The sequence below is a fragment of the Rhodococcus sp. FH8 genome (assembly GCF_019266085.1).
Taxonomy (GTDB): Bacteria; Actinomycetota; Actinomycetes; order Mycobacteriales; family Mycobacteriaceae; genus Rhodococcus_F; species Rhodococcus_F qingshengii.
In genome coordinates, this window is record NZ_LPNQ01000073.1 from 226,356 (window position 1) to 252,486 (window position 26,131).

The 26,131-nt window shown below is 62.8% G+C and carries 26 protein-coding genes; 11 read left to right on the forward strand and 15 right to left on the reverse strand.

Features of this window, described 5'->3' with window-relative positions:
• The first annotated feature begins 37 nt into the window (after positions 1 to 37).
• From ATN38_RS19540 to ATN38_RS19565, 6 genes are read left to right on the forward strand one after another with little or no spacing between them, the layout of a single operon-like run.
• Positions 38 to 1,165 (forward strand): TIGR03364 family FAD-dependent oxidoreductase, encoded by a 1,128-nt coding sequence (locus tag ATN38_RS19540; protein WP_218748403.1) that lies wholly within the window; start codon positions 38 to 40, stop codon positions 1,163 to 1,165.
• 25 nt (positions 1,166 to 1,190) lie between these two features.
• A complete protein-coding gene (locus tag ATN38_RS19545; RefSeq protein WP_030535653.1) occupies positions 1,191 to 1,868 on the forward strand; it encodes a phosphonatase-like hydrolase in 678 nt (225 codons plus the stop codon).
• A 25-nt stretch (positions 1,869 to 1,893) separates the two neighbouring features.
• Positions 1,894 to 2,943: a 2-aminoethylphosphonate ABC transporter substrate-binding protein gene (locus ATN38_RS19550; RefSeq protein ID WP_003942754.1), complete on the forward strand. Its 1,050-nt coding sequence runs from the start codon at positions 1,894 to 1,896 to the stop codon at positions 2,941 to 2,943.
• 2 nt (positions 2,944 to 2,945) lie between these two features.
• Positions 2,946 to 4,121, forward strand: a complete 1,176-nt coding sequence (locus ATN38_RS19555) for an ABC transporter ATP-binding protein (protein WP_161121033.1) — start codon at positions 2,946 to 2,948, stop codon at positions 4,119 to 4,121.
• Positions 4,118 to 5,020 (forward strand): 2-aminoethylphosphonate ABC transporter permease subunit, encoded by a 903-nt coding sequence (locus ATN38_RS19560; RefSeq protein ID WP_149357715.1) that lies wholly within the window; start codon positions 4,118 to 4,120, stop codon positions 5,018 to 5,020. The genes ATN38_RS19555 and ATN38_RS19560 overlap by 4 nt, the downstream gene beginning before the upstream one ends.
• A complete protein-coding gene (locus tag ATN38_RS19565) occupies positions 4,995 to 5,780 on the forward strand; it encodes an ABC transporter permease (protein WP_003942733.1) in 786 nt (261 codons plus the stop codon). The genes ATN38_RS19560 and ATN38_RS19565 overlap by 26 nt, the downstream gene beginning before the upstream one ends.
• A gap of 56 nt (positions 5,781 to 5,836) precedes the next feature.
• On the opposite strand, the gene ATN38_RS19570 is transcribed toward ATN38_RS19565, so the two are convergent.
• A complete protein-coding gene (locus tag ATN38_RS19570; protein WP_003942743.1) occupies positions 5,837 to 7,459 on the reverse strand; it encodes an AMP-binding protein in 1,623 nt (540 codons plus the stop codon).
• Between the two features lie 178 nt (positions 7,460 to 7,637).
• Here ATN38_RS19570 and ATN38_RS19575 point away from each other — a divergent pair, with 178 nt between their 5' ends.
• The gene (locus ATN38_RS19575) at positions 7,638 to 8,447 is read left to right on the forward strand and encodes a LuxR C-terminal-related transcriptional regulator (protein ID WP_042450799.1); all 810 of its coding nucleotides are present in this window, start codon (positions 7,638 to 7,640) and stop codon (positions 8,445 to 8,447) included.
• A 4-nt stretch (positions 8,448 to 8,451) separates the two neighbouring features.
• Here ATN38_RS19575 and ATN38_RS19580 read toward each other — a convergent pair whose 3' ends face one another.
• From ATN38_RS19580 to dxr, 5 genes are all read right to left on the reverse strand, one after another.
• On the reverse strand, positions 8,452 to 10,266 hold the full coding sequence (locus tag ATN38_RS19580; RefSeq protein WP_047271308.1) for a penicillin-binding transpeptidase domain-containing protein: 1,815 nt from the start codon (positions 10,264 to 10,266) through the stop codon (positions 8,452 to 8,454).
• Positions 10,267 to 10,335: 69 nt separating this feature from the next.
• A complete protein-coding gene (locus tag ATN38_RS19585; RefSeq protein ID WP_003942692.1) occupies positions 10,336 to 11,172 on the reverse strand; it encodes a GNAT family N-acetyltransferase in 837 nt (278 codons plus the stop codon).
• A 111-nt stretch (positions 11,173 to 11,283) separates the two neighbouring features.
• Positions 11,284 to 12,441 (reverse strand): flavodoxin-dependent (E)-4-hydroxy-3-methylbut-2-enyl-diphosphate synthase, encoded by a 1,158-nt coding sequence (ispG, locus tag ATN38_RS19590; RefSeq protein WP_007734888.1) that lies wholly within the window; start codon positions 12,439 to 12,441, stop codon positions 11,284 to 11,286.
• An 87-nt stretch (positions 12,442 to 12,528) separates the two neighbouring features.
• Entirely contained in the window at positions 12,529 to 13,749 is a 1,221-nt protein-coding gene (locus ATN38_RS19595; protein ID WP_218748404.1) for an RIP metalloprotease, read from the reverse strand.
• Positions 13,750 to 13,756: 7 nt separating this feature from the next.
• The gene (gene dxr / locus ATN38_RS19600) at positions 13,757 to 14,914 is read right to left on the reverse strand and encodes a 1-deoxy-D-xylulose-5-phosphate reductoisomerase (RefSeq protein ID WP_218748405.1); all 1,158 of its coding nucleotides are present in this window, start codon (positions 14,912 to 14,914) and stop codon (positions 13,757 to 13,759) included.
• Between the two features lie 120 nt (positions 14,915 to 15,034).
• On the opposite strand from dxr, the gene ATN38_RS19605 reads away from it, so the two are divergent.
• A complete protein-coding gene (locus ATN38_RS19605; RefSeq protein ID WP_218748406.1) occupies positions 15,035 to 15,304 on the forward strand; it encodes a DUF2631 domain-containing protein in 270 nt (89 codons plus the stop codon).
• Between the two features lie 77 nt (positions 15,305 to 15,381).
• Here the strand turns inward: ATN38_RS19605 and rlmN are convergent, their stop codons facing one another.
• Positions 15,382 to 16,491: a 23S rRNA (adenine(2503)-C(2))-methyltransferase RlmN gene (gene rlmN / locus ATN38_RS19610; protein WP_003942816.1), complete on the reverse strand. Its 1,110-nt coding sequence runs from the start codon at positions 16,489 to 16,491 to the stop codon at positions 15,382 to 15,384.
• A gap of 102 nt (positions 16,492 to 16,593) precedes the next feature.
• Between rlmN and ATN38_RS19615 the strand changes: the two genes are divergently transcribed.
• On the forward strand, positions 16,594 to 17,004 hold the full coding sequence (locus ATN38_RS19615) for a lipopolysaccharide assembly LapA domain-containing protein (RefSeq protein ID WP_020969349.1): 411 nt from the start codon (positions 16,594 to 16,596) through the stop codon (positions 17,002 to 17,004).
• Between the two features lie 95 nt (positions 17,005 to 17,099).
• Positions 17,100 to 17,942, forward strand: coding sequence for a CoA ester lyase (locus ATN38_RS19620; RefSeq protein WP_030535660.1), 843 nt, complete (start codon positions 17,100 to 17,102; stop codon positions 17,940 to 17,942).
• Between the two features lie 79 nt (positions 17,943 to 18,021).
• Here the strand turns inward: ATN38_RS19620 and ATN38_RS19625 are convergent, their stop codons facing one another.
• The 6 genes from ATN38_RS19625 to rpsB all read right to left on the reverse strand — a co-directional run bounded on the left by ATN38_RS19625 (position 18,022) and on the right by rpsB (position 23,069).
• Positions 18,022 to 18,750 (reverse strand): class I SAM-dependent methyltransferase, encoded by a 729-nt coding sequence (locus tag ATN38_RS19625; protein ID WP_218748407.1) that lies wholly within the window; start codon positions 18,748 to 18,750, stop codon positions 18,022 to 18,024.
• A 6-nt stretch (positions 18,751 to 18,756) separates the two neighbouring features.
• Positions 18,757 to 19,653, reverse strand: coding sequence for a phosphatidate cytidylyltransferase (locus ATN38_RS19630; protein WP_003942673.1), 897 nt, complete (start codon positions 19,651 to 19,653; stop codon positions 18,757 to 18,759).
• Between the two features lie 48 nt (positions 19,654 to 19,701).
• Positions 19,702 to 20,259: a ribosome recycling factor gene (gene frr / locus ATN38_RS19635; RefSeq protein ID WP_003942777.1), complete on the reverse strand. Its 558-nt coding sequence runs from the start codon at positions 20,257 to 20,259 to the stop codon at positions 19,702 to 19,704.
• A 43-nt stretch (positions 20,260 to 20,302) separates the two neighbouring features.
• Positions 20,303 to 21,031: a UMP kinase gene (gene pyrH / locus ATN38_RS19640; protein WP_003942722.1), complete on the reverse strand. Its 729-nt coding sequence runs from the start codon at positions 21,029 to 21,031 to the stop codon at positions 20,303 to 20,305.
• Positions 21,032 to 21,231: 200 nt separating this feature from the next.
• On the reverse strand, positions 21,232 to 22,059 hold the full coding sequence (gene tsf / locus ATN38_RS19645; RefSeq protein ID WP_003942779.1) for a translation elongation factor Ts: 828 nt from the start codon (positions 22,057 to 22,059) through the stop codon (positions 21,232 to 21,234).
• Between the two features lie 152 nt (positions 22,060 to 22,211).
• On the reverse strand, positions 22,212 to 23,069 hold the full coding sequence (gene rpsB, locus ATN38_RS19650) for a 30S ribosomal protein S2 (RefSeq protein ID WP_003942709.1): 858 nt from the start codon (positions 23,067 to 23,069) through the stop codon (positions 22,212 to 22,214).
• A 307-nt stretch (positions 23,070 to 23,376) separates the two neighbouring features.
• On the opposite strand from rpsB, the gene ATN38_RS19655 reads away from it, so the two are divergent.
• Positions 23,377 to 23,877 (forward strand): M23 family metallopeptidase, encoded by a 501-nt coding sequence (locus tag ATN38_RS19655; protein ID WP_063316577.1) that lies wholly within the window; start codon positions 23,377 to 23,379, stop codon positions 23,875 to 23,877.
• A gap of 25 nt (positions 23,878 to 23,902) precedes the next feature.
• Here ATN38_RS19655 and ATN38_RS19660 read toward each other — a convergent pair whose 3' ends face one another.
• Together ATN38_RS19660 and ATN38_RS19665 are read right to left on the reverse strand one after the other, a co-directional pair.
• Positions 23,903 to 25,012, reverse strand: coding sequence for a MinD/ParA family protein (locus ATN38_RS19660; RefSeq protein ID WP_058226325.1), 1,110 nt, complete (start codon positions 25,010 to 25,012; stop codon positions 23,903 to 23,905).
• A gap of 123 nt (positions 25,013 to 25,135) precedes the next feature.
• Positions 25,136 to 26,062, reverse strand: coding sequence for a tyrosine recombinase XerC (locus ATN38_RS19665; RefSeq protein WP_164490574.1), 927 nt, complete (start codon positions 26,060 to 26,062; stop codon positions 25,136 to 25,138).
• Between the last annotated feature and the right edge of the window lie 69 nt (positions 26,063 to 26,131).

The window sequence follows — 26,131 nt, forward strand, 5'->3', positions numbered from 1 at the left end:
CCCCCTATTGGTCTAGACCAAACGTCACTATCTCTACATGCGAATTTTGATTGTGGGCGGAGGGATCCTCGGAACGGCGCACGCCGACGAGGCAATCCGTCGGGGACACGACGTCATCCATCTCGAACGTGAGCCCGAAGCCCGCGGTGCCACGGTACGGAACTTCGGCCTCGTCTGGGTATCCGGGCGAGCCCCGCACGAACTCGAAGCTGCGCTGCGCTCGCGCGAACTGTGGGCAGACCTTGCCGCCCGTGTCCCCGGCGTCGGATACCGCCCAGCCGGCTCCATCACCCTCATGCGCACCGAGGAGGAGGTCGCGGTCGCACAGGAAGCGTTCTCTCGGCCGGACGCCGACAACCGAGGGTTCGCGCTTCTGGATCCCGACGCCGTTCGCGTCGTCAACCCCGCGCTCCGGGGCAAGTTTCTCGGCGGACTGCACTGCACGCTGGACGCCGCTGTCGAGTCACGGCAAGCGCTCCCCGCCATCCGTTCTTACCTCGAATCCACTGGCCGTTACACCTTCCACGCCGGAACGGAAGCCCGCGAGATCACGACGACCACCTCCGGCGCACACATCCGCGACGACCACGGTCGCAGCTTCGACGCCGATCTCGTGATCGTCTGCCCCGGAGCAACACTCGGCGGATTGGCTCGCGATCTCGCCGGCGATCTCCCGTTGCGCCGTGTGCGCCTGCAGATGATGCAGACAGCCCCACTCGGCGAAAAGCTCACCACCGCAATCGCTGACGGTGACAGCTTCCGCTACTACCCGGGTTTCGCCGGATCTGCCCTCGATCACCTCCGTACAGTACAGCCGCAGGAACCGACTGCCGAGGAGCACCGCATGCAACTCCTGTGCGTGCAGCGCTTGCACGGCGGGCTGACCATCGGCGATACCCACGAATACGAGGAACCCTTCGACTTCGATGTCGACGAGGCGCCCTATCGCCATCTGTCCGGAGTCGTGGAAACACTTCTGGGACGCGATCTTCCGCCAATCGTCAAGCGTTGGGCGGGCGTCTACAGCCAGTGCATCGACTCCTCACAACTTGTTCACCGCGCACAAGCCGCCGACAACGTCTGGGTGGTTGCCGGCCCCGGTGGCCGCGGTATGACGCTCGGCCCGGCACTGGCGGAACAAACCGCCGACCAGCTCGGTCTCTGAATCTCTCCGACAAGAAAGACTTCTCATGTCTCCGATCACCCTTGCCGTTCTCGACATGGCCGGCACCACCGTCGCCGACGACGGACTGGTTCTTCGCGCCTTCGCTGCCGCCGCTGAAGCCGGCGGACTGCCCGCCGAAGGCCCGGAAGCCGACGCCGCTCGCCAGTACGTCCTCGACACGATGGGCCAGTCGAAGATCGTCGTGTTCCGGGCGATCTTCGGTGACGAAGACCGCGCCCAGGCCGCGAACGCCGCCTTCGAAACCACGTACGACTCCCTCATCGACCAGGGCCTGGCCGAGCCGATCCCCGGCGCCGAGAAAGCCATCACCACTTTGCGCGAGGCGGGCATCAAAGTTGCCTTGACCACCGGGTTCAGCCGATCGACCCAGGACAAACTCCTCGTCGCGCTCGGCTGGAAAACCCTCGCCGATCTCACCCTCTCCCCCGCCGAGGCCGGTCGCGGTCGACCGTACCCCGACCTGATTCTGACTGCCCTGCTCAAACTTTCGATCGACGACGTCCACCAGATCGCCGTACTCGGCGACACGTCCAATGACGTGCTCAGCGGCATTCGTTCCGGCGCATCCATCGTCGCCGGAACTCTGACCGGCGCACACGACGAGCAACAGCTTCGCGACGCCGGAGCCACCCACATCGTCCCGTCCGTGACGGAGTTCGCCGAACTCCTCACCCACTCCTGATCTCACCTCCGAAAAAGGAATCGTCATGCGTCTACGCCCGAGCATCGCTGCGGCCGCTCTCGCCGTGTCCGTCCTTTCGTTCACCACTGCCTGCGGTGGCACCGGCACTGCTGCCGGATCAGATACCGAGACCGTCACCGTCTACAGCGCCGACGGTCTGTCCGGTTGGTACAAGGGAAGATTCGACGCCTTCACCGCGCAGACCGGTATCGCCGTCAACCTCGTGGAAGCCGGATCCGGCGAGGTCGTCTCCCGCGTCGAAAAGGAGCAGTCCAACCCACAGGCAGACGTGATCATCACGCTGCCCCCGTTCATCCAGAAGGCCGATGCCCAAGGTCTGCTCGAGCCCAGCGGAATCGACACCTCCGCCGTTCCTGCCGACGAGAAGGACGACGCCGGCAAGTACGTACCCGTCGTCGAGAATTACCTCTCGTTCATCGCCAATCCGACTGCATCACCCGCCCCACAATCTTGGGACGATCTGCTCACTGACCAGTTCAAGGGCAAGTTGCAGTACTCCACGCCCGGCCAGGCCGGCGACGGCACCGCGGTGCTCTTGCTGCTCCAGCACCTGATGGGTAAGGAAGGAGCACTCGACTACCTCGGAAAGCTCCAGGCCAACAACGTCGGACCCTCGTCTTCCACCGGAAAGCTCCAGCCCAAGGTCAGTAACGGAGAGCTGCTGGTCGCCAACGGTGACGTCCAGATGAACCTCGCCTCCATCGCCGACGACGGATCGAAGTTCGACATCTTCTTCCCCGCTGGAGCCGACGGCACTCGCACCACCATTGCACTGCCCTACGTGATGGGCCTCGCCAAGAGCGCACCGAGCAGCGAACAAGCCAAGAAGTTGATGGAGTTCCTGCTCTCCGAAGAATCCCAGAAGACCGTCGCCACCGATGCACTCGGCGTATCGGTCCGCGAGGACGTCCGAAGCGCTGCCGGTGAATCCACCGACAAGAACACGCCTTCCGGAGTTCTGCAGGGCGTCAACGTGTGGACCCCGAACTGGAACGACGTCCTCAGCTCGCTCGACGCCGACATCGCCGCTTACCAGAAAGCCACCGGGAGCTGATCATGGCAAGAACCAGACTGGGGCGGACGCTCCCCGAGACCGTCGGTGTTCACGGAGCGATCGAACATTCTGCTCCGGCCATCACCTTCGATCGCGTCAACGTCGCCTACGGCCGCGGGAAGACCGCAACCCATGCACTCGTCGATTTCAATCTACGAGTGGCGCCGGGTGAAACTGTGGCACTGCTGGGGCCCAGTGGATCCGGCAAGTCGACCGCTCTGAAGGCCCTCGCGGGATTTGTCCGCCCCACGTCCGGTTCCGTCAAGCTCGGCACCCGAGACATCACCAATCTGCCTCCCGCACAACGCGGTATCGGCGTCGTCGTTCAGTCGTACGCTCTCTTCCCGCACATGCGAGTATCCGAAAACGTAGCCTTCGGACTCCGAGCCCATCGCGTGCCGCGGTCGGAGATCGGCACTCGCGTGGCCGAAGCCCTGGACATGGTCGGGATGTCGGCGTACGGAAAGCGGCTTCCCCGTGAACTTTCCGGCGGTCAACAGCAGCGAATCGCCATTGCCCGAGCGTTGGCAATTCGCCCTGGAGTACTCCTCCTCGACGAACCGTTGGCCGCCCTGGATGCTCAACTTCGCGAGAGCATGCTCGGCGAACTGGCGAGACTGCGCGCAGCACTACCTGACACAGCCATGCTCTATGTGACGCACGATCAGAGTGAAGCCCTGGCGCTCGCAGACCGAATCGCAGTGATGCGCAACGCCAGACTCGCGGACATCGACACCGCTGAGGCCTTGTGGAAACGTCCGCCGTCCAGCTTCACCGCGGCGTTCCTCGGGGGTGCCAACCTGCTGCCCTGCACCGTCACACGCGTCATCGGCACCTCCGCGCTGGTCTCGATCGGTGGCACGCCGTTCACTGCTCACGCCCCGCAGCCCGAGATCGGGCACATCGAATGGGAGTCCGACATGGACGCCTACCTGTGTGTTCGTCCACATGCGGTAGGCGTAAGCGGCGTCGGCGCACGAGAATCATTCCCGGCGCGCATCGTCTCGAGCGTCTGGCGCGGTTCCACGACGCGTCTGACGCTGGCTGTCCGTGGTCTCGACGATGTCCGCGTCGACGCGGATGTTCCAGGGCACGACGAGCGCCCGGTCGGCACCGAAGTGGGCGTCGTCCTGCCCACGGACGGCAGTGTCCTGGTTCCGGCGGATCGCCACCCATGACGACAACCCTGGAACGCCCCGAAACCGCTGCGCCCCAGCACAAAGACCCGATCCCGTGGCGCCGGATCGGCTGGACGCTGCCACCACTGCTTCTTGTCCTCGTGTTTGCTGTCTATCCCACTGCGCGTGTCCTCACGGAATCTCTGAGCACCGCAGATGGCACCGGATTGTCCACGTGGTCGTCCGTGCTCGGTTCGGAACTGTTCAGAACCGCGCTCTGGCAGACCATCCAAATCGCCGTGGCGTCGACCCTGGGTTGCCTGATCCTGGGAACCTTCCTCGCCTTGGTGCTGGCCTTCGTTCCGTTCGCCGGATCCAAGGTGGTGGGGCGATTGATCGACACGGTGCTCGCCCTGCCGTCTTTCCTGATCACGCTGGCGTTCACGTTCCTGTACGGGACAGCCGGCGCCGTCAACGCCTTGATCGTCCGCATCACCGGCGATGCGAGCGGCCCACTGAATTTCCTCAACACTCCGTTCGGTGTGATCGCGGCCGAAATCACTTTCTTCACACCCTTTGTCGTGCGTCCGCTATTGGCAGCGTTCACCCAGATTCCGCGCGAACAACTCGACGTGGCAGCCAGTCTCGGCGCGTCACCCGTCCGAGTTCTGCGGCAGGTGGTGATGCCGGAAGCGTGGCCGGCCCTCCTGGCCGGTGGATCGCTCGTACTTCTGATGACACTGAATGAATTCGGCATCGTGCTCTTCACCGGGGCTAAAGACGTCGTAACTCTTCCGGTCCTCATCTACACCCGCGGCATTGTCACCTTCGACTTGCCCGGCGCGGCAGTGATCGCGACGGTCCAGGTCGCACTCTCACTCGGCCTGTACTGCCTCTACCGATTCACCTTCAACAGATTGATGGGAGGCAGCCGTGCTGCTGTGGACACGAAGCTCTAGGGCCCTCGTACTCGGATTCTTCACCCTGGTCGTCGCGGTGGTTTTCGTCGCGCCCATCGCCACCGTCGTCGCGGCTGCCTTGGCCGGATCGTGGACCGGTCCACTTCCGTCGAATCTCGGCGGCAAGAACTTCTCCACGGCGCTGTCCGACGAGAACTTCGCCAGCCTGATCGTCAGTTTGCAGACTGCATTCATCGCGGGGGCATTGGCATTGATCGTCGGAACGTGGGCCGCGCTGGCCTCGCGTGAGGCACCGATGTGGCTGCGGCGCATCACCGATGCCGTATTCCATTTACCGATTGCGGTTCCGTCGGTCGCGATCGGCTTGGGTCTGCTCATCACTTTCAACGAGCGCCCGCTACTGCTCGGCGGCACGAAGTGGATCGTGATTCTCGCTCACACGGTTTTGGTGCTTGCCTTTGCCTTCAGTTCCGTATCGGCCGCGCTCGAACGGCTCGATCCCGCCTACCGTCAAGCTGCCGAATCACTCGGCGCCGGCCCGGTGCGGGTGCTGACACGGGTAACGCTACCGCTGCTGCTCCCAGCGTTGGGTGCGGCCGCCGGGCTTTCCATCGCACTGTCGATGGGTGAGCTGGGCGCAACGGTCATGGTCTACCCGGCGACATGGAAGACCTTGCCGGTCAGCATCTTCGGACTCACCGACCGTGGCCAGGTATTTCTTGCCGCAGCAAATACGACACTGCTGCTCGCAGTCACCCTGGTCGCCCTCATGGTGGTCGGCAGAATTCGTCGGCGCTGACCTTGCTGTGCGCCTTTATTAACCGCCGGGGGTTAATAAAGGCGCACAGCAGGGGTTTATCCCTTCCTCAAGATGTACCGCTGAACCTTGCCACTCGGGGTCTTGGGCAGGTTCGGAACAAAGTGCACCGTGCGTGGGTATGCGTGCGCTGCAAACTTCTTCTTCACCAGGGTTTGCAGTTCCTTCTCGAGTTCGTCGTCACCGTCGACACCTTCGCGAAGAACGACGAACGCCTCGAGAACCTCACCACGCAACTCGTCGGGCATGCCCACCACGGCGGCCTCGATGACGTGCTCGTGCATGACCAGCACGCTCTCGACGTCGAAGGGACCGATGCGGTAGCCCGCCATGATGATGACGTCGTCGTCGCGCGAGGAGAAGAAGAAGAATCCGTCCTCGTCCGTCATTCCCGCATCACCGGTGATGTACCAGCGGCCGTCTTCGCTGAATCGCTGCTTCGTCTTCTCCGGCGCATCGACGTACCCGGTGAACCACATCAACGGGCTGTTGTGAGTATCGATCGCCACGCGGCCCTGAGTGCGGGCCGGTGCAATGTCATCCGAATTGTCTTCCAGCACAGCGGCAGACCAACCCGGCAACGGACGGCCCATGGATCCGGGACGGACATCGTCGCGAAGTCCGTCGGCCCAGGCGTTGACGATGAACATGCCGTGCTCGGTCTGGCCGTAGTGATCACGGACCTCGACGCCCAACGAGTTCTTCGACCACGCAACAACATCCGGAGTCAAGGGCTCACCGGCCGAGGAAGCGCGGCGCAGCGAGATGCCTTCCGGAACGGGAGCCTTGTCGGCACGCAGACTGCGGTAGACGGTCGGAGCGGCGGCAAAATTGGTGACACCGAACTTCTCGATGATCTGCCACGTCAGCGGCGCGGAGAATCCGGCGTGCAGCAGAAGGCTTCGCGTGCCGGCGGCAAGCGGGCCGAGCAACGCGTAGTACAGCCCGTACGCCCAGCCCGGGTCTGCGGCGTTCCAGAACACGTCGTCCTCTCGGACGTCGAGGCCGAACTCCTGGTATGCGTGGAACGAGGCGAGCGCGCGCACCGGAACCGGCACGCCCTTGGGTGTTCCCGTGGTGCCACTGGTGAACAACTGCACCATCGGTGCGTTACCGCCGACTGCCTGAGCAGCGCCCTTCGGGTCTTCGGCATCCTGAGCTGCGACAAGTGCGTCGAAGTCCAACTCGTCACCGGCCGCGCCGCCCGCGACGATGACCTGCCACGCTGCGTCGGCGGGGATGTCCTCTCCCGGCGCGAGCTTCTCGAGCTGATTGGCGTCGGAAATGACCACCTTCGCGCCGCTGGCCGTCAAGCGGAAAGCGATGGCCGGCGAAGCGAACGCCGTGAACAAGGGCACGTGGACCGCTCCGCGGCGCCAGATTCCGAGGAGCGCGACCACCAGGTCCGCAGACTTACCCATCAAGGTCGCGACGTTGTCACCCGGCTCGACTCCGAGGTCGGCCAGAGCTGCCGCGAAACGCGCGGACTGCTCACGTAGATGACCGTAAGTGAGGTCCACCGAGCTAAGGTCTGCCTCGACGACGGTGAATGCAACGCCATCCGCGGGATGCCGATCGCAGAGCAATTCTGCGGCGCTGGCATGCGGGGTGTCGTACTGGTCCAGCAGCTCGCGCACCCGTGCGGTGGGATCGGTGCTCATCAACTTGCTCCTTATCGATCGTCGTATGGTTGGCCCGACCGGTTACGTTGGCGGCTCGTCATACGTACTGTTCACCCCCTATGATCTAGCTCACAAGAGAACTTCACTACCCCCAGAAAGGGGTACCTGCGTGAACCGACATGCTTCGTCACTTCTGCGTCCCCGCGACGGGGACGCAATGCGAGGTGAACTCCGAACAATCGCAGCTCAGGGCGTTGTTCCCGTGCTGTTCGGAGGCGAGGTCCAGGACGGAACCCTGCACCTGAGCGAATTCGTCGGCACCCGCACCAACAACCTCAAGGGCTTGGCCATCCCGCCGCGCTCGGGCATGGGCGGGCGCGTCGTAGCCCAGGGTTCACCGATCACCGTCAACGATTACGGCAATTCGCAGTCCATCACTCATCACTTCGACCGTCCTGTTCTCAGCGAGGGCCTGCATTCGATCATCGCCGTTCCGGTCATGGTTTCGGGAAAATCGCGCGCTGTGCTCTACGCCGCGATCCGCGATTCCGCTCCGTTGGGTGACCGAACAGCAGACGTCATGGTCGGCGCATCCCGGCGTCTCGGGATGGAGTTCGCCATCCGCGACGAAGTCGATCGTCGCCTGCAACTACTGCAAGCCGCCGCCGCGACTACCGCCGACGGTATGTCTTCGGAAGAGATCCGCGGAGTCCACGCCGAACTACGCAGTGTCGCCCAGACCGTCACCGACACCGACTTGCAGACCAAACTCCGCGGACTCTCCCAGCGTTTGGCCAACCTGCTCCGTCCCACCGCCGACGCCGAATCCGACGTCACGCTCACCCCGCGTGAAGTGGATGTTCTCTCTCAGGTCGCACTCGGCTGCACCAACATCGAAGCCGGCCAACGGCTTTCCCTTCGCCCGGAAACAGTCAAGAGCTATCTGCGAAGCGCGATGGGAAAGCTGGACGCGAGCTCACGCCACGAAGCCGTGGTGACCGCCCGGAGGTTGGGACTGCTCCCCTGACGGGTCAGTAGCCTTCAGGCAGGGCGGTGAGCATGTCGCGGGTGACTGCGACGGCGTTGTCCGAACTTCCGCCCCGCACAACCAGAGTCGCGAATGCCAGGTTCCCGCGATAGCCGACGAACCACGCGTGCGATCCCCCTTCGACCTCGGCTTCACCGGTCTTGCCGTACACCTCACCCTGATCTTCGACTCGTTCTGCAGTACCGCTGGTGACCACGAGTCGCATCATGCCGCGCAGGCCGTCGACCATGGCGGGCGAGATCGCCGGGCGCTCACCGTCGATGGTGGTTTCGCGCCCTGAAATCAGTTGCGGCACCGGAGTCGAACCGTTCGCGACCGTCGCCGCTGCCATCGCCATTCCGAACGGACTGACCACGACCTTTCCCTGACCGAACCCGTCTTCGGTCCGCTGCACCAGGTCCGACGCCGGCGGCACCGAACCGGAATCGATGGGCAATCCCACCACGTTGTAGTCCTGGCCGATGCCGAACTGCGCTGCGGCAGTGGTCAACGTGTCTGGTTGCATCTCGCTGGCCAGCTTGGCGAAGGACGTGTTGCACGAACGCGCGAAGGCCGTTGCCATCGGCACCGTGCCGAGTGAGAACTCGTTGTAGTTGGGGACGCTTCGCTCACCGATCTCGATCCGGCCCGGGCAGGGCACCATCGTGTCGGGGGTCGCCTGACCGGTCGAAATTGCGGCGCCTGCCGTGATGATCTTGAACGTCGAACCGGGCGGGTACTGACCCATCGTCGCGACCGGTCCGTCGCGGTCTGCTGCCTTGTTCTGTGCGACAGCCAGGATCGCCCCACTCGACGGTTCGATGACTACCATCATCGCCTGATCCTTGTTCACGTTCACGGCACGCTGAGCAGCGATCTGAATGTTGCGGTCCAAACTGATACTGAACGACGGAACAGGTTGCGGCGCAGTCTCGGTCAGCACATCGGTGTCGACGCCGTTCTGGTTGACCGTGACGACACTCCAGCCGGCTTTGCCGTCGACCTCGTCGATGATCGTCTTCTTGATCTGCCCGAGAAGGTCGGGCGCGAACTCCGGGTCCGTCGAGACGAGATCCGATTCGTCCGAGACAGATACTCCCGAGATGGCTCCCAGTTGCGCCGATACCTGGTCGTAGTCGTCACTGCGCAGGCGGGTCACCAGATAGTCACCCTTGACGGCCGTCGAGGATTCGGCGATCGATTGACCCGTCAGCGAAGAATCGAACCGACCGAGAACACTTGCGAGACTGTTCGCGGAACCGATGATGTCGTTGCTCTTGGAGCGATCGAACTTCACTCGGTAGACGATTCCCGGCACCAGGACATCCGTGCCTGAATGCTCGTTGACCCGCGCTCGCGGCGCCGCGGTTGCCCGCAACGACATCGTCTGCTTGTCACCGAGGCGCGGATGAACGTCCGTCGAACTCCACCGGACGGACCAGTCGCCGTCCTTGCGTCCCATCTGCAGCTCGCCGTCGTACGTCCACACGCGGTCTTTCGGAAGGTGCCACTCGTAGGTGTAGCCGACCGTCGCAGTGTCACCGTTCATCTTCACCGACGTGGTCTCGGCAGTCATCGACTCGGCCTGGAGCGCATCCCAGGTGTCACTCAATACAGGACCCGCGGAGTCAGGCCGGTCCGTCAGTTTTGCTGCCTCGTCGATATCCCTGTCACCGAACGCACTCAGGAACTGCTGCGCGACGGGCTCGGGGCCGGCGGGTTTAGGAGTACACGAACTGATCCCCACCGCCAAGAGAATCACGGTGCAGGAGGCCAACAGTTGGGCCGAGCGACTACGAGAGAAATGCCGAGTGTTCATCGAGCCCCATAGTAGGGCGACAAATGCTCCACCCAGCGTAGGCGCGACCATTGCACGCAGCTTGTACGGTCAGTCGAGCAGCACCGTCGAGAAGGTCGCGACCTGTCGGAACCCCACCCGCGAATAGGTCGACCGCGCAATCGTATTGAAGCTGTTGACGTACAGGCTCGCAATGCGACCGGTCGCCATGATCGACTCCGCTACAGCCGCTGTACCGGTCACGCCGAAGCCCTGCCCACGAAATTCCGGGTTGACCCACACACCCTGAATCTGGCCACAGCGAGCAGACATCGAACCAACCTCCGCCTTGAAAACGACCTGGCCGTCCTCGATGTGCGCCCACGCTCGACCAGCGGCGATCAGGCTAGCGACACGGTGCCGGTATCCGCGCCCACCGTCGTTGGCACGCGGGTCGACTCCGACCTCTTCGATGAACATCGCGATCGCGGCAGGCAGATAGATCTCGAGTTCGTCCGAGCGAACCTGCCGGACCAGTGGATCCGACGGGCACGCCAGCGGCTCGGAAACCGCGAGCAACGGCTGTTCGGGGCGCACCTCCCGCGCAGTTCCCCAGTCGAGCTCGAGCATCTCCCACAGCGGCAGCGCCAATTCGGCGCGGCCGACCACCGACGAGCACATGCGCGGAATCCGACAGGCACGGTCGGCGAATGCCCGAATGTCATCCGGATCGCCTCGAAGTGGAACCAGGTTCGCCCCGGCAAAGCACAGTGAGGACAACGGCCCGCCTCGACTCCACAGCTCGCCGTGAATCATGCGTGGGTCGACGCCGCATTCTTCGACGCGCGCGGCAATCATGCAGGCCGCCACCGGATCGGCGTCGAGTACCCGTCGGACGTCTTCGAGATCTCGACTTCCGACCTGCTTGGCTCCGAGGAGTTTGAGCATCCGTCAACCCCCTCGACTCGACTGCGCGTCCACGAATATCACTACCCGATCATGATGCACTCAGATTGCCACGAACCTGACACCGACGGGGAAGATTCATCCGGCAATCACTCAACTCACGGTGACGACCGGCGCACCCTCCGAAGCGTCACCCTCCATGCTTTCGGCAATTTTCATCGCCTCTTCGATCAACGTCTCGACGATCTGTGCCTCGGGCACCGTCTTGATGACCTTGCCCTTGACGAAGATCTGGCCCTTGCCGTTGCCGGACGCCACACCGAGGTCGGCCTCACGCGCTTCGCCCGGTCCGTTCACGACGCAACCCATGACTGCCACGCGCAGCGGAATCTCCATGCCTTCGAGGCCAGCGGAGACCTCGTCGGCAAGCGTGTAGACATCGACCTGTGCACGGCCACACGAGGGGCAAGAGACGATCTCGAGCTTGCGGGGACGCAGGTTCAGAGACTGCAGAATCTGGTTACCGACCTTGATTTCCTCGGCCGGCGGGGCCGAGAGCGAAACCCGGATCGTGTCGCCGATACCCTCCGCGAGCAGCGCACCGAAGGCGACCGCGGACTTGATCGTGCCCTGAAACGCCGGCCCTGCCTCCGTGACGCCGAGGTGCAACGGGTAATCGCATTTGGCGGCGAGTTGGCGGTAAGCCTCGACCATGATCACCGGATCGTTGTGCTTGACGGAGATCTTGATGTCACCGAAGCCGTGCTCTTCGAACAACCCGGCCTCCCACAGCGCGGACTCGACCAACGCTTCGGGCGTCGCCTTGCCGTACTTCTCCATCAACCGAGGATCGAGCGATCCCGCGTTGACACCGATACGAATCGGAATGCCTGCATCACCGGCAGCCTTGGCTACCTCTTTGACACGGCCGTCGAATTCCTTGATGTTGCCCGGATTGACGCGCACCGCAGCGCATCCCGCATCGATTGCCGCGAAGATGTAGCGCGGCTGGAAGTGGATGTCGGCGATAACCGGGATCTGGCTCTTCTTCGCAATGATCGACAACGCGTCCGCGTCTTCCTGACGCGGGCAGGCGACACGGACGATGTCGCAACCGGACGCGGTCAGTTCCGCGATCTGCTGGAGCGTTGCATTGACGTCGTGCGTCTTCGTGGTGCACATGGACTGCACCGAGATGGGGAAATCGCTGCCCACACCTACCGTGCCGACCTGCAGCTGCCGTGTCTTGCGTCGAGGAGCAAGGATCGCTGCGGGTGCCGAGGGCATTCCCAGTCCGATAGGGATGGTCACGTCTGTGCCTTCTTTCATAGCTTCACTGCAAGTTTAGCCGGGCGATCGCCGCACTACCGCGCGGCAACCGTCACCCTTCTCACACGGTCAGAAGATCTTGATCGGATTGACGATGTCAGCCGTGAGTGTCAGCAACATGAACGCGCCACCGATCACGATGAATACGTAAGTAATCGGAAGGAGTCGCGTGTAGTCGACCGGGCCGCCGGGAATCAAGCCTCGGCGGGCGCGGAACCAATCACGGATCTTCTCGTAGAAGACCACCGCGATGTGACCGCCGTCGAGCGGCAACAGCGGCAGGATGTTGAAAACACCGAGGAAGAAGTTGATCGATGCGAGCAGTCCGACGAACGTCGCCCACTGTGCACGGTCCGCCGCTTCACCGCCGATAACGCTTGCACCGACCACGCTGATAGGTGTGTCCTGGGCGCGTTCGCCGCCTGTCACCGATTCCCACAACGCACCGACCTTTGCCGGCAGATCAGCCATGGCCTTGACCGATTCGACCAGAGTGAAGCCGGTGAAACTCAGGGTGCCCGGAACTGCGCTGAAAGCGTTGAACTGGAGCAGGGGTGGCGACACGGTACCCAGGCTCATTCCGACCGCGCCCACAGTCGCCGAACGCAAATCACCTGTTGCCGGATCCGTCACCCACCGCTGCGCTTGTTCTACGACGACTGGAATCGTTAGATCCTGCCCGTCGCGTTCGACGCTGAGCACTGCAGTACCGGTGACCGGCTGCAATTTGGCCACCACATCGGCCGATGTCGACACCGGTTGCCCATCAACGGCTGTGATCACATCCGACGGCTCCAACCCAGCCCGTTGCGCCGGACCGTCACCGGAGCAGGTCGCCAGAGTTCCGTCTTTGGACTGCGTCGGTGCGACGCACGACAGACTGCCCACCTTCGCCAACGTATCCCCGCTGCGATCCGGCAGGCCCCAGCCGAGAGCCAGCCCGTACAGCAGCGCAAACCCGAGAATGAAGTTCATCGCGATACCGCCGGACATGACGACGACGCGCTTCCACGCCGCCTTCTTGTACATCGCGTGCGGCTCTTCTTCAGGCGTCATCTCGTCCAGGGCCGTCATGCCCGCGATGTCGCAGAATCCGCCCAGCGGCAGCGCCTTGAGGCCGTACTCGGTCTCACCTCGACGGAACGAGAAGATTTTCGGTCCGAAGCCGATGTAGTAGCGGCGAACCTTCATTCCCAAAGCCTTGGCCGTCCACATGTGACCGGCTTCGTGCAGGGCGATGGACACGCCGATGCCGAGGGCAAACAGCACTACGCCCAGTGCAAAAACCATGAAAGCTCTAGCCCTCCTGCTTCACGAGCTGACGCGCTCGTGTGCGTGCCCAGCCGTCTGCGGCCAGAACGTCGTCCACGGTAACCGGTTCTGCGGACCATTGACCTGCATCGTCGAGAACAGCAGCCACCGTGCGGACGATCGCCGGGAAGGAAATGACACCGTCGAGGAATGCCTGAGCCGCCACTTCGTTGGCCGCGTTGTAGATCGCGGTGAAGCAACCTCCGGATTTTCCTGCGCTTCGCGCCAGATCGACGGCTGGGAACACCGACGAATCGAGCGGCTCGAATTCCCAGGTGGTGGCGGTGGTGAAGTCGCATGCCGACGCCGCACCTTCGATGCGGTCCGGCCAGCCGAGAGCGAGAGCGATCGGGAGCTTCATGTCCGGTGGACTCGCCTGTGCCAGCGTCGATCCGTCGAAGAAGGTCACCATGGAGTGCACGATCGATTGCGGATGCACGGTGACGTCGATGCGGTCGTAGTCGATCCCGAACAGCAGGTTCGTCTCGATCAACTCGAGGCCCTTGTTGACCAGAGTTGCCGAGTTGAGGGTGTTCATGGGGCCCATCGACCAGGTGGGGTGCGCACCTGCCTGAGCCGGATTCACACTTTCGAGATCCTCGGCGCTCCAGCCACGGAACGGCCCACCCGAAGCGGTGAGAACCAACCGGGCCACCTCGTCGCCTGTTCCACCACGTAGGCACTGGGCAAGCGCCGAATGCTCCGAGTCGACCGGCACGATCTGACCGGGGGCGGCGGCTTTCGTCACCAGCGCTCCGCCGGCGACAAGCGATTCCTTGTTCGCCAGCGCCAGGCGCGCTCCCGAGTTCAAAGCCGCCAGTGTCGGTTCGAGTCCCAAAGAACCGACGAGCGCATTGAGGACAACATCGGCACCGCTGTCCCGAACCAGTTCTGTCACGGCGCTCGGTCCCGAACGGGCGGTTACCGATTCCAGCGCCGATGCCGCTGCAGGATCGGCGACGGCGACGTCCGTAACGCCGGTTGCACGAATCTGTTCGGCCAACAACTCGACGTTGTTGCCGCCCGCTGCAAGACCGACTACTTCGAAACGGTCGGGGTTGGCAGCGATGACCTCCAGCGCTTGGGTACCGATCGAACCGGTACTGCCGAGGAGGAGGACGCGGGTACGTGTGGTTTCCTGCACTCGCCCATTGTTCCTGATAACACCTGAGAACAACCTTATCGACGCCCAACTACGTACGACAGGCAGTCGTATGTCACCATATTGGGCAGTAGTGCAACCGAATGAGCAGGAGGATCGACCGTGGCCGATACCCAGTTGGACGTCAAGTCCAGCGCCCCCGTCGTGGTCTCGCACGTCGATGAGGCCGAGGTTCCCTCTGCCGCATGGGGGTGGAGTGGTGAAGGACTCAAGTTTTTCCGTTTCCTCGGATGGTTCTTCGCAATATTCCTGCTTCTGATGATGATCGGAAACCATCACGGCAAGGTCGAGGATCTGTGGCTCATCGGCACCGCCGGATTGATGGTCTTCATTCTGGTCCGCGACATCGTGATCCGTCGCCGCCCGCGCTAGAGACCTGACAAAGAGAAGGCCTCCACGAACGAAAGTTCGTGGAGGCCTTCTCTTTACGTGTTCAGGCCTGGAACGTTTCAGTTCTCGGCTGCCAGCTGGCCACAGGCTGCGGCGATTTCCTGACCGCGCGTATCGCGCACCGTGCACGAGACGCCCTGGGCGATGACCCGACGCACGAACTCACGCTCGACGTCCTTGGGGCTCGCGTCCCACTCGCTACCCGGAGTCGGGTTGAGCGGAATCAGGTTGACGTGCACCAACCCGCCGAGTGCTTTCTTCAGCTTCTTGCCCAGCATGTCCGCGCGCCACGGCTGATCGTTGACGTTCTTGATCATCGCGTACTCGATGGACACACGGCGACCGGTCTTGTCTGCGTAGTACCGGGCAGCCTGAAGTACCTCCGACACTGACCAGCGATTGTTGACCGGCACAAGTGTGTCGCGCAGTTCGTCGTCCGGTGTGTGCAGCGATACCGCCAGCGTGACGCTCAGGCCTTCGTCAGCGAGCTTGCGGATAGCGGGAGCGAGGCCGACGGTCGAGACCGTGACGGACCGCTGAGACAGGCCGAGCCCGTCGGGTGCGGGCGAGGTGATGCGTCGTACCGCTGCCACCACGCGCTTGTAGTTCGCCAAAGGCTCGCCCATACCCATGAACACGACGTTCGAGAGGCGTCCGGGGCCGCCGGCGACTTCGCCGTCGCGCATGGCGGCCGCTGCCTCGCGAACCTGATCGACGATCTCGGCGGTCGAGAGGTTGCGGTCGAGGCCGCCCTGACCCGTCGCACAGAACGGGCAGGCCATTCCGCAGCCCGCCTGACTCGAGATACAGAGTGTCGCCCGATCGGGATAACGCATCAGGACGCTTTCGAGCAGCGTTCCGTCATGTGCCTTCCACAGGGTCTTGCGAGTGTCGCCCGAATCGCACGCGAGGTGCTTGATCGGGGTCAACAAGGTCGGGAACAGCGACTCCCCCACCTTCTCGCGCACCGATGCGGGAAGATCGGTCATCTTCTCCGGATCGGCTTCGAGCCGCGCGTAGTACTGACGCGCCAGCTGATCAGCCCGGAAAGCCGGAAGGCCGAGCTCTTTCACCGCTTCTTTGCGCTCGGCGGAATCGAGATCGGCGAGGTGCCGTGGAGGCATTCCGCGCTTGGGTGCAGTGAAAACGAGGGGAAGAGAGGCAGCCATAGTTACACCATTGTCCCATTGTTTTGGGGTGCTACCCCACTGCCACCCGATTGTGGCCGGATTACCCGTGCAACTTTGCGCAGGTTGCGTGATGATCATGTCATGTCAACCACACCAGAGGATCCGTCGAACTCCCCCGTGTACGGCCCAGCCGACGGTTTCGGTCCCGATCCGGAACTTCCGAAGGTGGGCGAGGACAAGGCAGTGGAAAAACACGATCCGGAACCGACACCGACGCCTGAACCGGTGCCGACCGGAACGTCGGTCACCGACCGAACCAGGGCTGCGACGACCTGGGTTGGCCTGGTCATAGGCGCAATTGTGCTGATCTTACTGCTTGTGTTCATCCTGCAGAACCTCGAGAGCGTCTCCGTCAAGATCCTCGCCTGGCAGATCGACTTTCCGCTCGGAATCACGATCCTGCTTTCCGCCATCGCGGGCGCGTTGATCATGGCGTTGGCAGGTGGCGTTCGCATCATTCAGATCCGGCGCGCAGCGAAGCGGCAGATGTGACTGAAATCTAGTTACGCAATTGGGTCGATCGATGGGCCAGCAGGCATCATTGATGTCGTGGAAATCACCGGAAAGGCCCTGATGTGACTACTCACATGGAGAGACCTGTGACCTCGCGAATTGCCCCGCAGCAGGCAAGATCCTGGCTCCTCGTCCCCGCGTCCAAACCGGACACCTTCGACGCCGCACTCGCGAGTGCGGCCGACGCCGTCATTCTCGACCTCGAGGATGCCGTCACCGCACCCAACAAACCAGCTGCCCGCCGCGATGTCGCCGCATTCCTGAGCGAACACAATCACGCCTGGGTTCGGATCAACGACGCCACGACACCGTTCTGGGAAGAGGATCTGGCCGTACTCGCGGGCCTCCCCGGACTCGAGGGTGTCATGCTCGCAAAGACCGAAAGCGGTCAGCAGGCCGACGCCACGGCCGAGCGACTTCCCGACGGCACCAAGATTCTTGCTCTCGTCGAATCTGCGGTGGGACTCGAGGCTGCCCCCGAGATCGCACGCACTGACGGCATCTTCCGTCTCGCATTCGGCAGCGGCGACTTCCGGCGCGACACTGGGATGGACGACTCCCCCACGTCGATGTCGTACCCGCGTTCGCGGCTCACCATCGCCAGCCGCGCGGCACGCATCGCTCCGCCGATCGACGGTCCCACGCTCGGCCCCGATCTGGATCTGCTCGCCCGAGACTGTGCGATCACCTTGTCACTCGGCATGGCCGGCAAACTCTGCATGACCACCGCGCAGACTGCCCCCGTCAACGCAGGACTGAGTCCCTCTGTAGCCGACGCGATCTGGGCTCAGAATGTCATCGACGATCTCGGCGAAGACGGCTCACGCGTGCGCGACGGCAGCGACTTGCCCAAGCTCGCCAAGGCGAAGAAGATTCACAAGCTCGCCACCCTGTTCCACATCCCCACCGATCACTGATTTTTTTACTACTGAATCGGTGCAGAAAACGTCAGGCGCTCAAGTCGGAGCGCCTGACGTTCGTCTTTTGAGCCCGCCTTCACGCAAGTTCGAGTGATCGTGGTTTGGACCGAACATGGATCCGGTATCGCACCGTGAAGCCCGATCCCGTTACTTGCGAGAACGCACGCTCGGCAGTCTTCTCGGTGAACTCGATTCCGAGTACCCGCCGCATATCGTCTCGATTCTCGAACTCCCACCGGGTGTCGACGCGCGTGAGCGAGAATCCTTGAGCCTCGAAGAACGCTTCGACCGCCGCGGGATCGTATTTGGGCAGATCCGCCCTCATCCACTCCCCGTACGGTCCGGCGCTCACATCGAGGTCCACGATCAGCAAGACTCCCCCGGGCCTCAGGATGCGCATGGCCTCACGAATTCCCGGGCCGCAGCCTTTTCCGAAGAAGTACGCCGTACGGGCATGAACGAGATCGACTGAAGCATCCACCAGACCCGTGGACTCTGCTGAACCCTGGACTACGTCGATCGACGCCGAATCGCGGGTTCGTTCCCGCGCGGCCTTCACCAGCGGTGCGTGCGGCTCCACTCCGACAACACGACGGGCAGTACGAGCGAACTCCGGTAGATGGAACCCTGCCCCACAGCCGACATCGACGACATCGCGTCCAGACCAGTCGACCTGGGCTCCCATCGCGGCCCAGATGGAACCGTCGACGTCCTGCGCGCGGTTCTCGACCTCGTAGACGTCCGGCCAATGCCAGATGTTCGGACTGGGAATGGGCTTGGATCGGCCGGAGAAGAAATCACGCACGAGAAATCAGACGAGTGCGTACAGAATCAGCCAGGTGACAAATGCCGACGGCAGGAGTGAATCCAGGCGGTCCATGATTCCGCCGTGGCCGGGAAGCAAGGTTCCCATGTCCTTGATGCCGAGTTCACGCTTGATCTGCGATTCGATCAGGTCGCCGACCGTCGCGACTACCACCAGGACGACACCGAGCAGGACGCCGATCATCGAATTCGCGTCGAGGATCAACGTCACCGAAAGCAGACTGCCGATGACGCAGAAAATGAGGGAGCCGACGAATCCTTCCCAGGACTTCTTCGGGCTCACAGCCGGCACCATCGGGTGCTTCCCGAACAGCACTCCAGCCGCGTAGCCGCCGATGTCGGAGCACACGACACCGATCATCAGGACGAAGACGCGACCGGGGCCGTCGTCTTCGAGCACCATCAACGCACCGAATGACGCCAACAGCGGGATCCACGCCAGAACGAACACCGTGATGGAGGTGTCTCGCAGGAAGTTCTTCGGGGTCGCTTTGAGCCCGTGGTCGAACAACCGCCACACCATGCACACCAGAACGGTCGCGGTGAATCCGCTGAGCACCCCGACCGGTCCCCACGGCCAGCCGAGCCAGATCGTGGCTTGCCCGCCGACGAGAAGCGGAATTCGCGGCACCTCGATGTCGGCTTCACGAAGCCGCGTGGTGACCTCCCACGTCGCGATGAACATCGCGATCGCGACGACAGCGATCCATCCCGGGGGCAGGAAGATCAAAGTGCCGATGACCAAGGCGCCGAGGCCAGCTCCGACGCCGATGGCGGCAGGTAGGTTCCTGCCCGCCTTCGACTTCGGCGGTTGCGCGCCCTCAGCGCCGCCCGTAGGCCCGTCCGTGACGGGACCACCGGCGGTTCCCTCTTGTGCGTGCACCCAAACTCCCTGATCTACTCCCGACGACAAACACTGCAAATGAGGAGGCTATACCTCCATCAACTCTGCTTCCTTGTGCTTGACGAGTTCCTCGACCGTGTGCACGTACTTCGCCGTGGTCTTGTCGAGTTCTTTCTCTGCGCGACCGACCTCGTCCTCGCCGGCTTCACCGTCCTTCTGGATCCGGCCGAGTTCGTCCATCGCCTTGCGGCGGATGTTGCGCAGCGTGACCTTCGAATCCTCGCCCTTGGACTTGGCCTGCTTCACCAGTTCACGACGACGCTCTTCCGTGAGCTGCGGAACCGAAATACGGATGATGCTGCCGTCGTTGGACGGGTTCACACCGAGATCCGAGTTGCGGATCGCCGTCTCGATCGCGTTGAGCTGCGAAGCCTCGTACGGCTTGACGATGACCATGCGGGCCTCGGGGACGTTGATGCTCGCGAGCTGCGTGATCGGCGTGATCGAACCGTAGTAGTCGATCACGATGCGCGAGAACATACCGGGGTTCGCGCGTCCGGTGCGAACCGAGCCGAGATCGTCCTTGGCTACCGTGACAGCCTTTTCCATCTTCTCTTCTGCCTCGAAGAGCGCTTCATCGATCACGGCTGTTCCTCCATGTTGTTCTGCATCATTTTTTGGGTGTCACTCACGACTTGATCAGGGTGCCGATCTTCTCACCGGACACCGCGCGAGCGATGTTTCCTTCGGTGAGGAGGTTGAACACCATCATCGGCATCGAGTTGTCCATGCACAGGCTGAATGCCGTCGCGTCCGCGACCTTGAGCTCACGTTCGATGACCTCACGGTGCGTGATCTGTTCGTACATCGTCGCGTCCGGGTCGAGACGCGGGTCGGCCGAGTAGACGCCGTCGACAGCCTTGGCCATCAGCACTACCTCGGCACCGATCTCCAGCGCGCGCTGCGCAGCAGTGGTGTCAGTCGAGAAGTAGGGCATACCCATCCCGGCACCGAAGATGACTACGCGCCCCTTCTCGAGGTGCCTACGTGCGCGAAGGGGGAGGTACGGCTCGGCGACCTGGCCCATGGTGATGGCCGTCTGCACGCGAGAATCGACGCCCGCCTTCTCCAGGAAATCCTGCAGAGCGAGGCAGTTCATGACGGTGCCTAGCATGCCCATGTAGTCGGAGCGCGCGCGATCGAGGCCACGCTGCTGCAATTCCGCTCCGCGGAAGAAGTTTCCGCCGCCGATGACCACTGCAACCTGTACGCCCGATCGAACGACCTCTGCGATCTGCTCAGCCACCTTGGTGACCACGTCGGGATCGAGACCGACTTTGCCGCCTCCGAACATTTCGCCGCCGAGTTTGAGCAGGACCCGCTTGAATCCTGGACGTTCGTTGGCTGGTTCGGACATTGTTCTCCTCAGTTCGATACAAGACCTTGTAGGTCCTTCATTCTTCTTCTGCCGCCGAATCGGACACCGCGGCATAGGAAAGCCCCCGGGACTCGTCCCGAGGCACTCTCATCCTGCCTCATCGGAGGCCCCAGGTACACGTAGACCCCGCCGGTAGAGCAAATGCTCTTCAGGCGGGGTCCATGTGTGCGGGCTCCGAATTAAGCGGAGGCGCCGACCTCGAAACGCACGAAGCGCTTGATGGTCACGCCTGCCTCGTCGAGGATCGCCTTGACGGTCTTCTTGGAGTCCGTGACCGAAGACTGCTCGGTCAGAACGACGTCCTTGAAGTAACCGTTGACGCGGCCTTCGATGATCTTCGGCAGTGCCTGCTCGGGCTTGCCTTCTGCGCGGGCGGTCTCTTCGGCGATGTGACGCTCGGAAGCGACGATCTCCTCGGGAACCTCGTCACGCGTGACGTACTTCGCCTTGAGTGCTGCGACCTGCATTGCAGCGCCGCGAGCGGCCTCAGCAGCAACATCGCCTTCACCGGTGTACTCGACGAGAACGCCGACAGCGGGCGGCAAGTCGGAGCTGCGCTTGTGCAGGTAAACGGCGACGGGGCCGTCGAAGGAAGCGACGCGGCTCAGTTCGAGCTTCTCACCGATCTTCGCGGACTGCTCCGCAATGACGGTGTCGATGGTCTTGCCGTCGAGCTCGAGCGCCTTGAGAGCGTCGAGGTCAGCAGGCTTACCAGCAGCAGCGACGGTCACGATCTCGTCGGCCAGCTTGATGAACTCGTCGTTCTTGGCGACGAAGTCGGTCTCGCAGTTGATCTCGATCATGACGCCGTCCTTGGCGACGACGAGACCCTCAGCAGTGGTGCGCTCTGCGCGCTTTCCGACATCCTTCGCGCCCTTGATGCGCAGCTGCTCGACGGCCTTGTCGAAATCGCCGTCTGCATCTGCGAGTGCGTTCTTACATGCCATCATTCCGGAGCCGGTGAGCTCACGGAGCCGCTTGACGTCAGCGGCGGTGTAGTTCGCCATGATTAGCGAGCCTCCTCATGTGTCTGTTTCGGACCTAGGACTAACGGTGAAGCACGGCCTAACGGTGAAGCACGGCCTGACGGTGGTGCTCGGGCCTAACGGTGAAACGGCCCTGACCAAAAGAACTCTTGGTCAGGGCCGGTTTCAACGAATCAGGCCTCGGTGGCCGGTGCCTCTGCGGCGGGGGCTGCCTCAGCCTCTGCAGCCGGAGCTGCCTCAGCCTCTGCGGCCGGAGCTGCCTGCGAGAGCAGTTCCTGCTCCCACTCGGCGAGGGGCTCGCCTGCGCCGGCTTCGGGCTTCGCGTCCTTGTCGGCGCTCAGTCCTGCACGTGCCTGCACACCTTCGGCAACCGCGGAAGCGACAACCTTGGTCAGCAGTGCTGCGGAACGGATGGCGTCGTCGTTGCCCGGGATCGGGTAGTCGACGAGGTCGGGGTCGCAGTTGGTGTCCAGGATCGCGATGACCGGGATGTTCAGCTTGCGAGCCTCGGCAACTGCCAGGTGCTCCTTGTTGGTGTCGACGATCCACACCGCGGAAGGAACCTTGGCCATGTCGCGGATACCACCGAGGGTGCGATCCAGCTTGGTCATCTCACGCGTGAGCATGAGGATTTCCTTCTTGGTGCGACCTTCGAATCCACCGGTCTGCTCCATTGCCTCGAGCTCCTTGAGGCGAAGCAGACGCTTGTGAACGGTGGTGAAGTTGGTGAGCATGCCGCCGAGCCAACGCTGGTTGACGTAGGGCATTCCGACGCGAGTCGCTTCGGAAGCGATGGACTCCTGCGCCTGCTTCTTGGTACCGACGAAGAGAACGGTGCCGCCGTGGGCAACGGTCTCCTTGACGAACTCGTACGCCTTGTCGATGTACGTCAGCGTCTGCTGGAGGTCGATGATGTAGATGCCGTTGCGGTCGGTCAAGATGAATCGCTTCATCTTCGGGTTCCAGCGACGGGTCTGATGTCCGAAGTGGGTTCCACTATCGAGCATCTGCTTCATGGTTACGACAGCCATGGCTGTGTACCTCAAACTTTCAATCCGGTTGATGCAGGCGATCGGGTGATCCCTGCCCTGGCACCCGCACGGCCGTCGGACCTGTTTCGTGAGAACCAGGACCAGCCGAGGCCGGAAAACGTGCGCGGGCGCGCGAAGTCGGACTGTGCGAGCACAGACCGCTCGACAAGTGTACGTCCTCGTCCCCCGATGCCATAACCACCCCGGAAGCAACAGACCGAACCGGCGGTTGTGGATCGGCGGCTACCTTGTGGATTACCCGTCTGATCTGCATTGAAGCGTGCGCTACTCCACGCAAGATCAAGGAATGACGATGTTGCGCGGAGCTCGACGAGGCGTGGTCTTTGCCGTGATCTCCTGCTGTGTCGCCGTAGGCACGGCGTCAGCAGACACGCGATTCGACTGGCCGCTCGCTCCTCGGCCGCACGTGGAACGCGCTTTCGACAAACCGGCCGAGAACTGGCTGCCGGGTCATCGCGGGGTCGATCTCGGCGGCAGCGCCGGCCAATCCGTCCTCGCGGCCGGCGACGGCATCGTGGTGTTCGCGGGAGTGGTCGCCGGAAAGCCGACGGTGTCGATCGATCATTCCGGCGGCCTACGCACGACCTACGAACCCGTCACCGCAGTCGTTCGCACAGGTGAACGCGTCGCAGCCAGGTCAGTGATCGGAACCCTCGAAACCGGGCACGAAGGGTGCGCTGTCGAAGCATGTTTGCACTGGGGCTTGCGCAGAGGACGCGAGTATCTCGATCCACTCGGACTGGTTCGGTCGCAACCGCTCAGGCTCAAGCCATTGAAAGGAGGCTGATCGGTCGCAGAAATCGGTCGCAGAATCAGTGCCACTCGGAAACGGCGTGCCGACCCACAGCGTCCGCGAAGTCGTCGGCCACCATCGCTGCCAGTTCCATGAACGCTCGTCTGGTGGCCGGTCGCATCAATTCGAGGTCCATCACCGACCCCTCCGCGAGATGCTCGTCGAAAGGAATGACCTCGACGGCGCGGCATCGACGCATGAAATAGTCCACCAACGCGTCCATGTCGATGACGCTCGACCCTGGTCGGGCGGCGCTGATGACGACGACGGTCCGCTCGACCAGATGGCCGTATCCGTGCAACTGAAGCCAATCGAGCGTTGCCGCCGCACTGCGCGCTCCGTCGATTGCCGGCGAACTGACCAGAACCAACGAATTGGCAAGATCCAGAACGCCGTTCATCGCCGAGTGCATGATCCCGGTACCGCAATCAGTGAGGATGATGTTGTAGTAGACCTGCAAGATGTCGATGACCTGGCGATAGTCGGCCTCGCTGAATGCCTCCGAAATCGCCGGATCCTGCTCACTCGCCAGCACCTCGAGACGACTCGACGACTGGGATGTGTGCACTCGAACGTCCGAATAGCTCTTTATGTCCGGTCTAGCAGCAATCAGATCGCGCACTGTCGAATTGGTCTGCAGCGGAACACGTTGTGCCAAAGTCCCGAAATCGGGATTGGCGTCAACCGCCACGACGCAGTCACCACGCAGCGAAGCAAACGTCGCACCGAGTCCGACCGTGACCGTCGTCTTGCCCACTCCCCCTTTGAGCGAGAGCAGAGCGACTCGGTAGTCGTTGCGGATCGGCTGCTCGATTCGGGCGGCCAGTGCACGGTTGCGCTGTTCGTTGGTCGAATCCCCCAGATTGACCACACCTCCGGTCGCACGATGCAATCCCCTACGCCAGCCGCCACGCGGCGTCCGTTTCGGGCGTTTCAGTAAAGCTTCGGCAACCAGATCCTGGTTTGTCACCTGCTGTTGACTCGACGGTGGCGGTGGCGCGGACCAGACCTCTTGCAGTCGCGCCACAGGCTCCGGCGTCGGCGCCGGCTCGGGAGCCGGTTGCGGCGATTCGGACAGCCAGGCTGGTTGGCCGCTGTTCGGCAGGTGCTTCACATCTTGGCGGTTCACGAATCCCCCGGATATCGCATGTAATCGAGTGTCTCGATACGACGATCGAACTTTGCCGATTGTTCACTCTTCTGAGCTGCGACGCTACCAAATACCAGCCGAGAACTCGCGTCGCTCCACAAATCAGGCGCGCGGATGGGCCTGATCGTGGACGGATCGAAGCCGTTCGACCGACACGTGCGTGTACAGCTGAGTGGTCGCCAAACTCGCATGACCGAGGAGTTCTTGGACCACACGAAGGTCCGCACCACCCTCCAGCAAATGTGTCGCAGCCGAGTGCCGAAGCCCGTGCGGACCCATGTCGGGAGCCCCTGGAATTGCAGCCATGGTTTCGTGGACCACCGAACGCGCCTGACGCTGATCGAGCCGGCCGCCTCGAACTCCGAGGAGCAACGCTCGCCCGGACCGATCCGAACACAGCGCGGGTCGTCCGTGCTCCAGCCAGCCGTTCAGTGCCGATTCCGCGGGCAGGCCGTATGGCACCGACCGCTCCTTGTTCCCCTTGCCGAGAACACGAAGCAAACGTCGATCCGCATCGACCGACTCGACGTCCAGCCCACACAACTCGCCGACTCGAATTCCGGTGGAGTACAACAATTCCACGATGAGTCGGTCTCGCAGGGCGAGCGGCTCTTGTTGCTGCGCACCGCTTTCCGCCGCATCCATTGCGTCGAGGGCCTGGCTCTGACGCAGCACCGTCGGCAGCGTCCGGCGAGCGGGTGGAGCCGCCAGACGTGTGCCCGGGTCGACGGAAATGCGTCCAGTCTGCGCGAGCCACGCAGTGAACCCACGCGCCGAAGAAGCCCGTCGAGCTACCGTCGTACGGGCTGTTCCTACGGCATTCTGGGCGGCCAACCACGAACGCATGACTCCAAGGTCGAGGCGGTCGAGATCTGCATTCTCCGAACCCGCGGAGAAATGGGTCAGCAATGCCCGCGCGTCACCGACGTAGGCGCGGATCGTGTGTTCCGACCGGCCTCGGCTCAGTCGGAGGTGCTCGGCATACGCATCGAGGTGAACGCTCAAGCTCGCCGGCAATGCGTCAGTCATGAACACACGCTCGCTCGCCGCGATTGAAACTGCAAGCTCCCTCGCCGATAGGGTTGATCGGTGAATCGA

Coding starts and splice junctions, on each gene's coding strand:
- ATN38_RS19545 (WP_030535653.1), top strand. CDS start 1,191: ATGTCTCCGATCACCCTTGCCGTTCTCGACATGGCCGGCACCACCGTC.
- ATN38_RS19580 (WP_047271308.1), bottom strand. CDS start 10,266: ATGAACACTCGGCATTTCTCTCGTAGTCGCTCGGCCCAACTGTTGGCC.
- pyrH (WP_003942722.1), bottom strand. CDS start 21,031: ATGTCCGAACCAGCCAACGAACGTCCAGGATTCAAGCGGGTCCTGCTC.
- ATN38_RS19550 (WP_003942754.1), top strand. CDS start 1,894: ATGCGTCTACGCCCGAGCATCGCTGCGGCCGCTCTCGCCGTGTCCGTC.
- ATN38_RS19585 (WP_003942692.1), bottom strand. CDS start 11,172: ATGCTCAAACTCCTCGGAGCCAAGCAGGTCGGAAGTCGAGATCTCGAA.
- ATN38_RS19665 (WP_164490574.1), bottom strand. CDS start 26,062: ATGACTGACGCATTGCCGGCGAGCTTGAGCGTTCACCTCGATGCGTAT.
- tsf (WP_003942779.1), bottom strand. CDS start 22,059: ATGGCGAACTACACCGCCGCTGACGTCAAGCGGCTCCGTGAGCTCACC.
- ATN38_RS19620 (WP_030535660.1), top strand. CDS start 17,100: ATGGAGAGACCTGTGACCTCGCGAATTGCCCCGCAGCAGGCAAGATCC.
- ATN38_RS19560 (WP_149357715.1), top strand. CDS start 4,118: ATGACGACAACCCTGGAACGCCCCGAAACCGCTGCGCCCCAGCACAAA.
- ATN38_RS19655 (WP_063316577.1), top strand. CDS start 23,377: ATGACGATGTTGCGCGGAGCTCGACGAGGCGTGGTCTTTGCCGTGATC.
- ATN38_RS19540 (WP_218748403.1), top strand. CDS start 38: ATGCGAATTTTGATTGTGGGCGGAGGGATCCTCGGAACGGCGCACGCC.
- rpsB (WP_003942709.1), bottom strand. CDS start 23,069: ATGGCTGTCGTAACCATGAAGCAGATGCTCGATAGTGGAACCCACTTC.
- ATN38_RS19570 (WP_003942743.1), bottom strand. CDS start 7,459: ATGAGCACCGATCCCACCGCACGGGTGCGCGAGCTGCTGGACCAGTAC.
- ATN38_RS19595 (WP_218748404.1), bottom strand. CDS start 13,749: ATGGTTTTTGCACTGGGCGTAGTGCTGTTTGCCCTCGGCATCGGCGTG.
- ATN38_RS19555 (WP_161121033.1), top strand. CDS start 2,946: ATGGCAAGAACCAGACTGGGGCGGACGCTCCCCGAGACCGTCGGTGTT.
- ATN38_RS19575 (WP_042450799.1), top strand. CDS start 7,638: ATGCGAGGTGAACTCCGAACAATCGCAGCTCAGGGCGTTGTTCCCGTG.
- ATN38_RS19615 (WP_020969349.1), top strand. CDS start 16,594: ATGTCAACCACACCAGAGGATCCGTCGAACTCCCCCGTGTACGGCCCA.
- rlmN (WP_003942816.1), bottom strand. CDS start 16,491: ATGGCTGCCTCTCTTCCCCTCGTTTTCACTGCACCCAAGCGCGGAATG.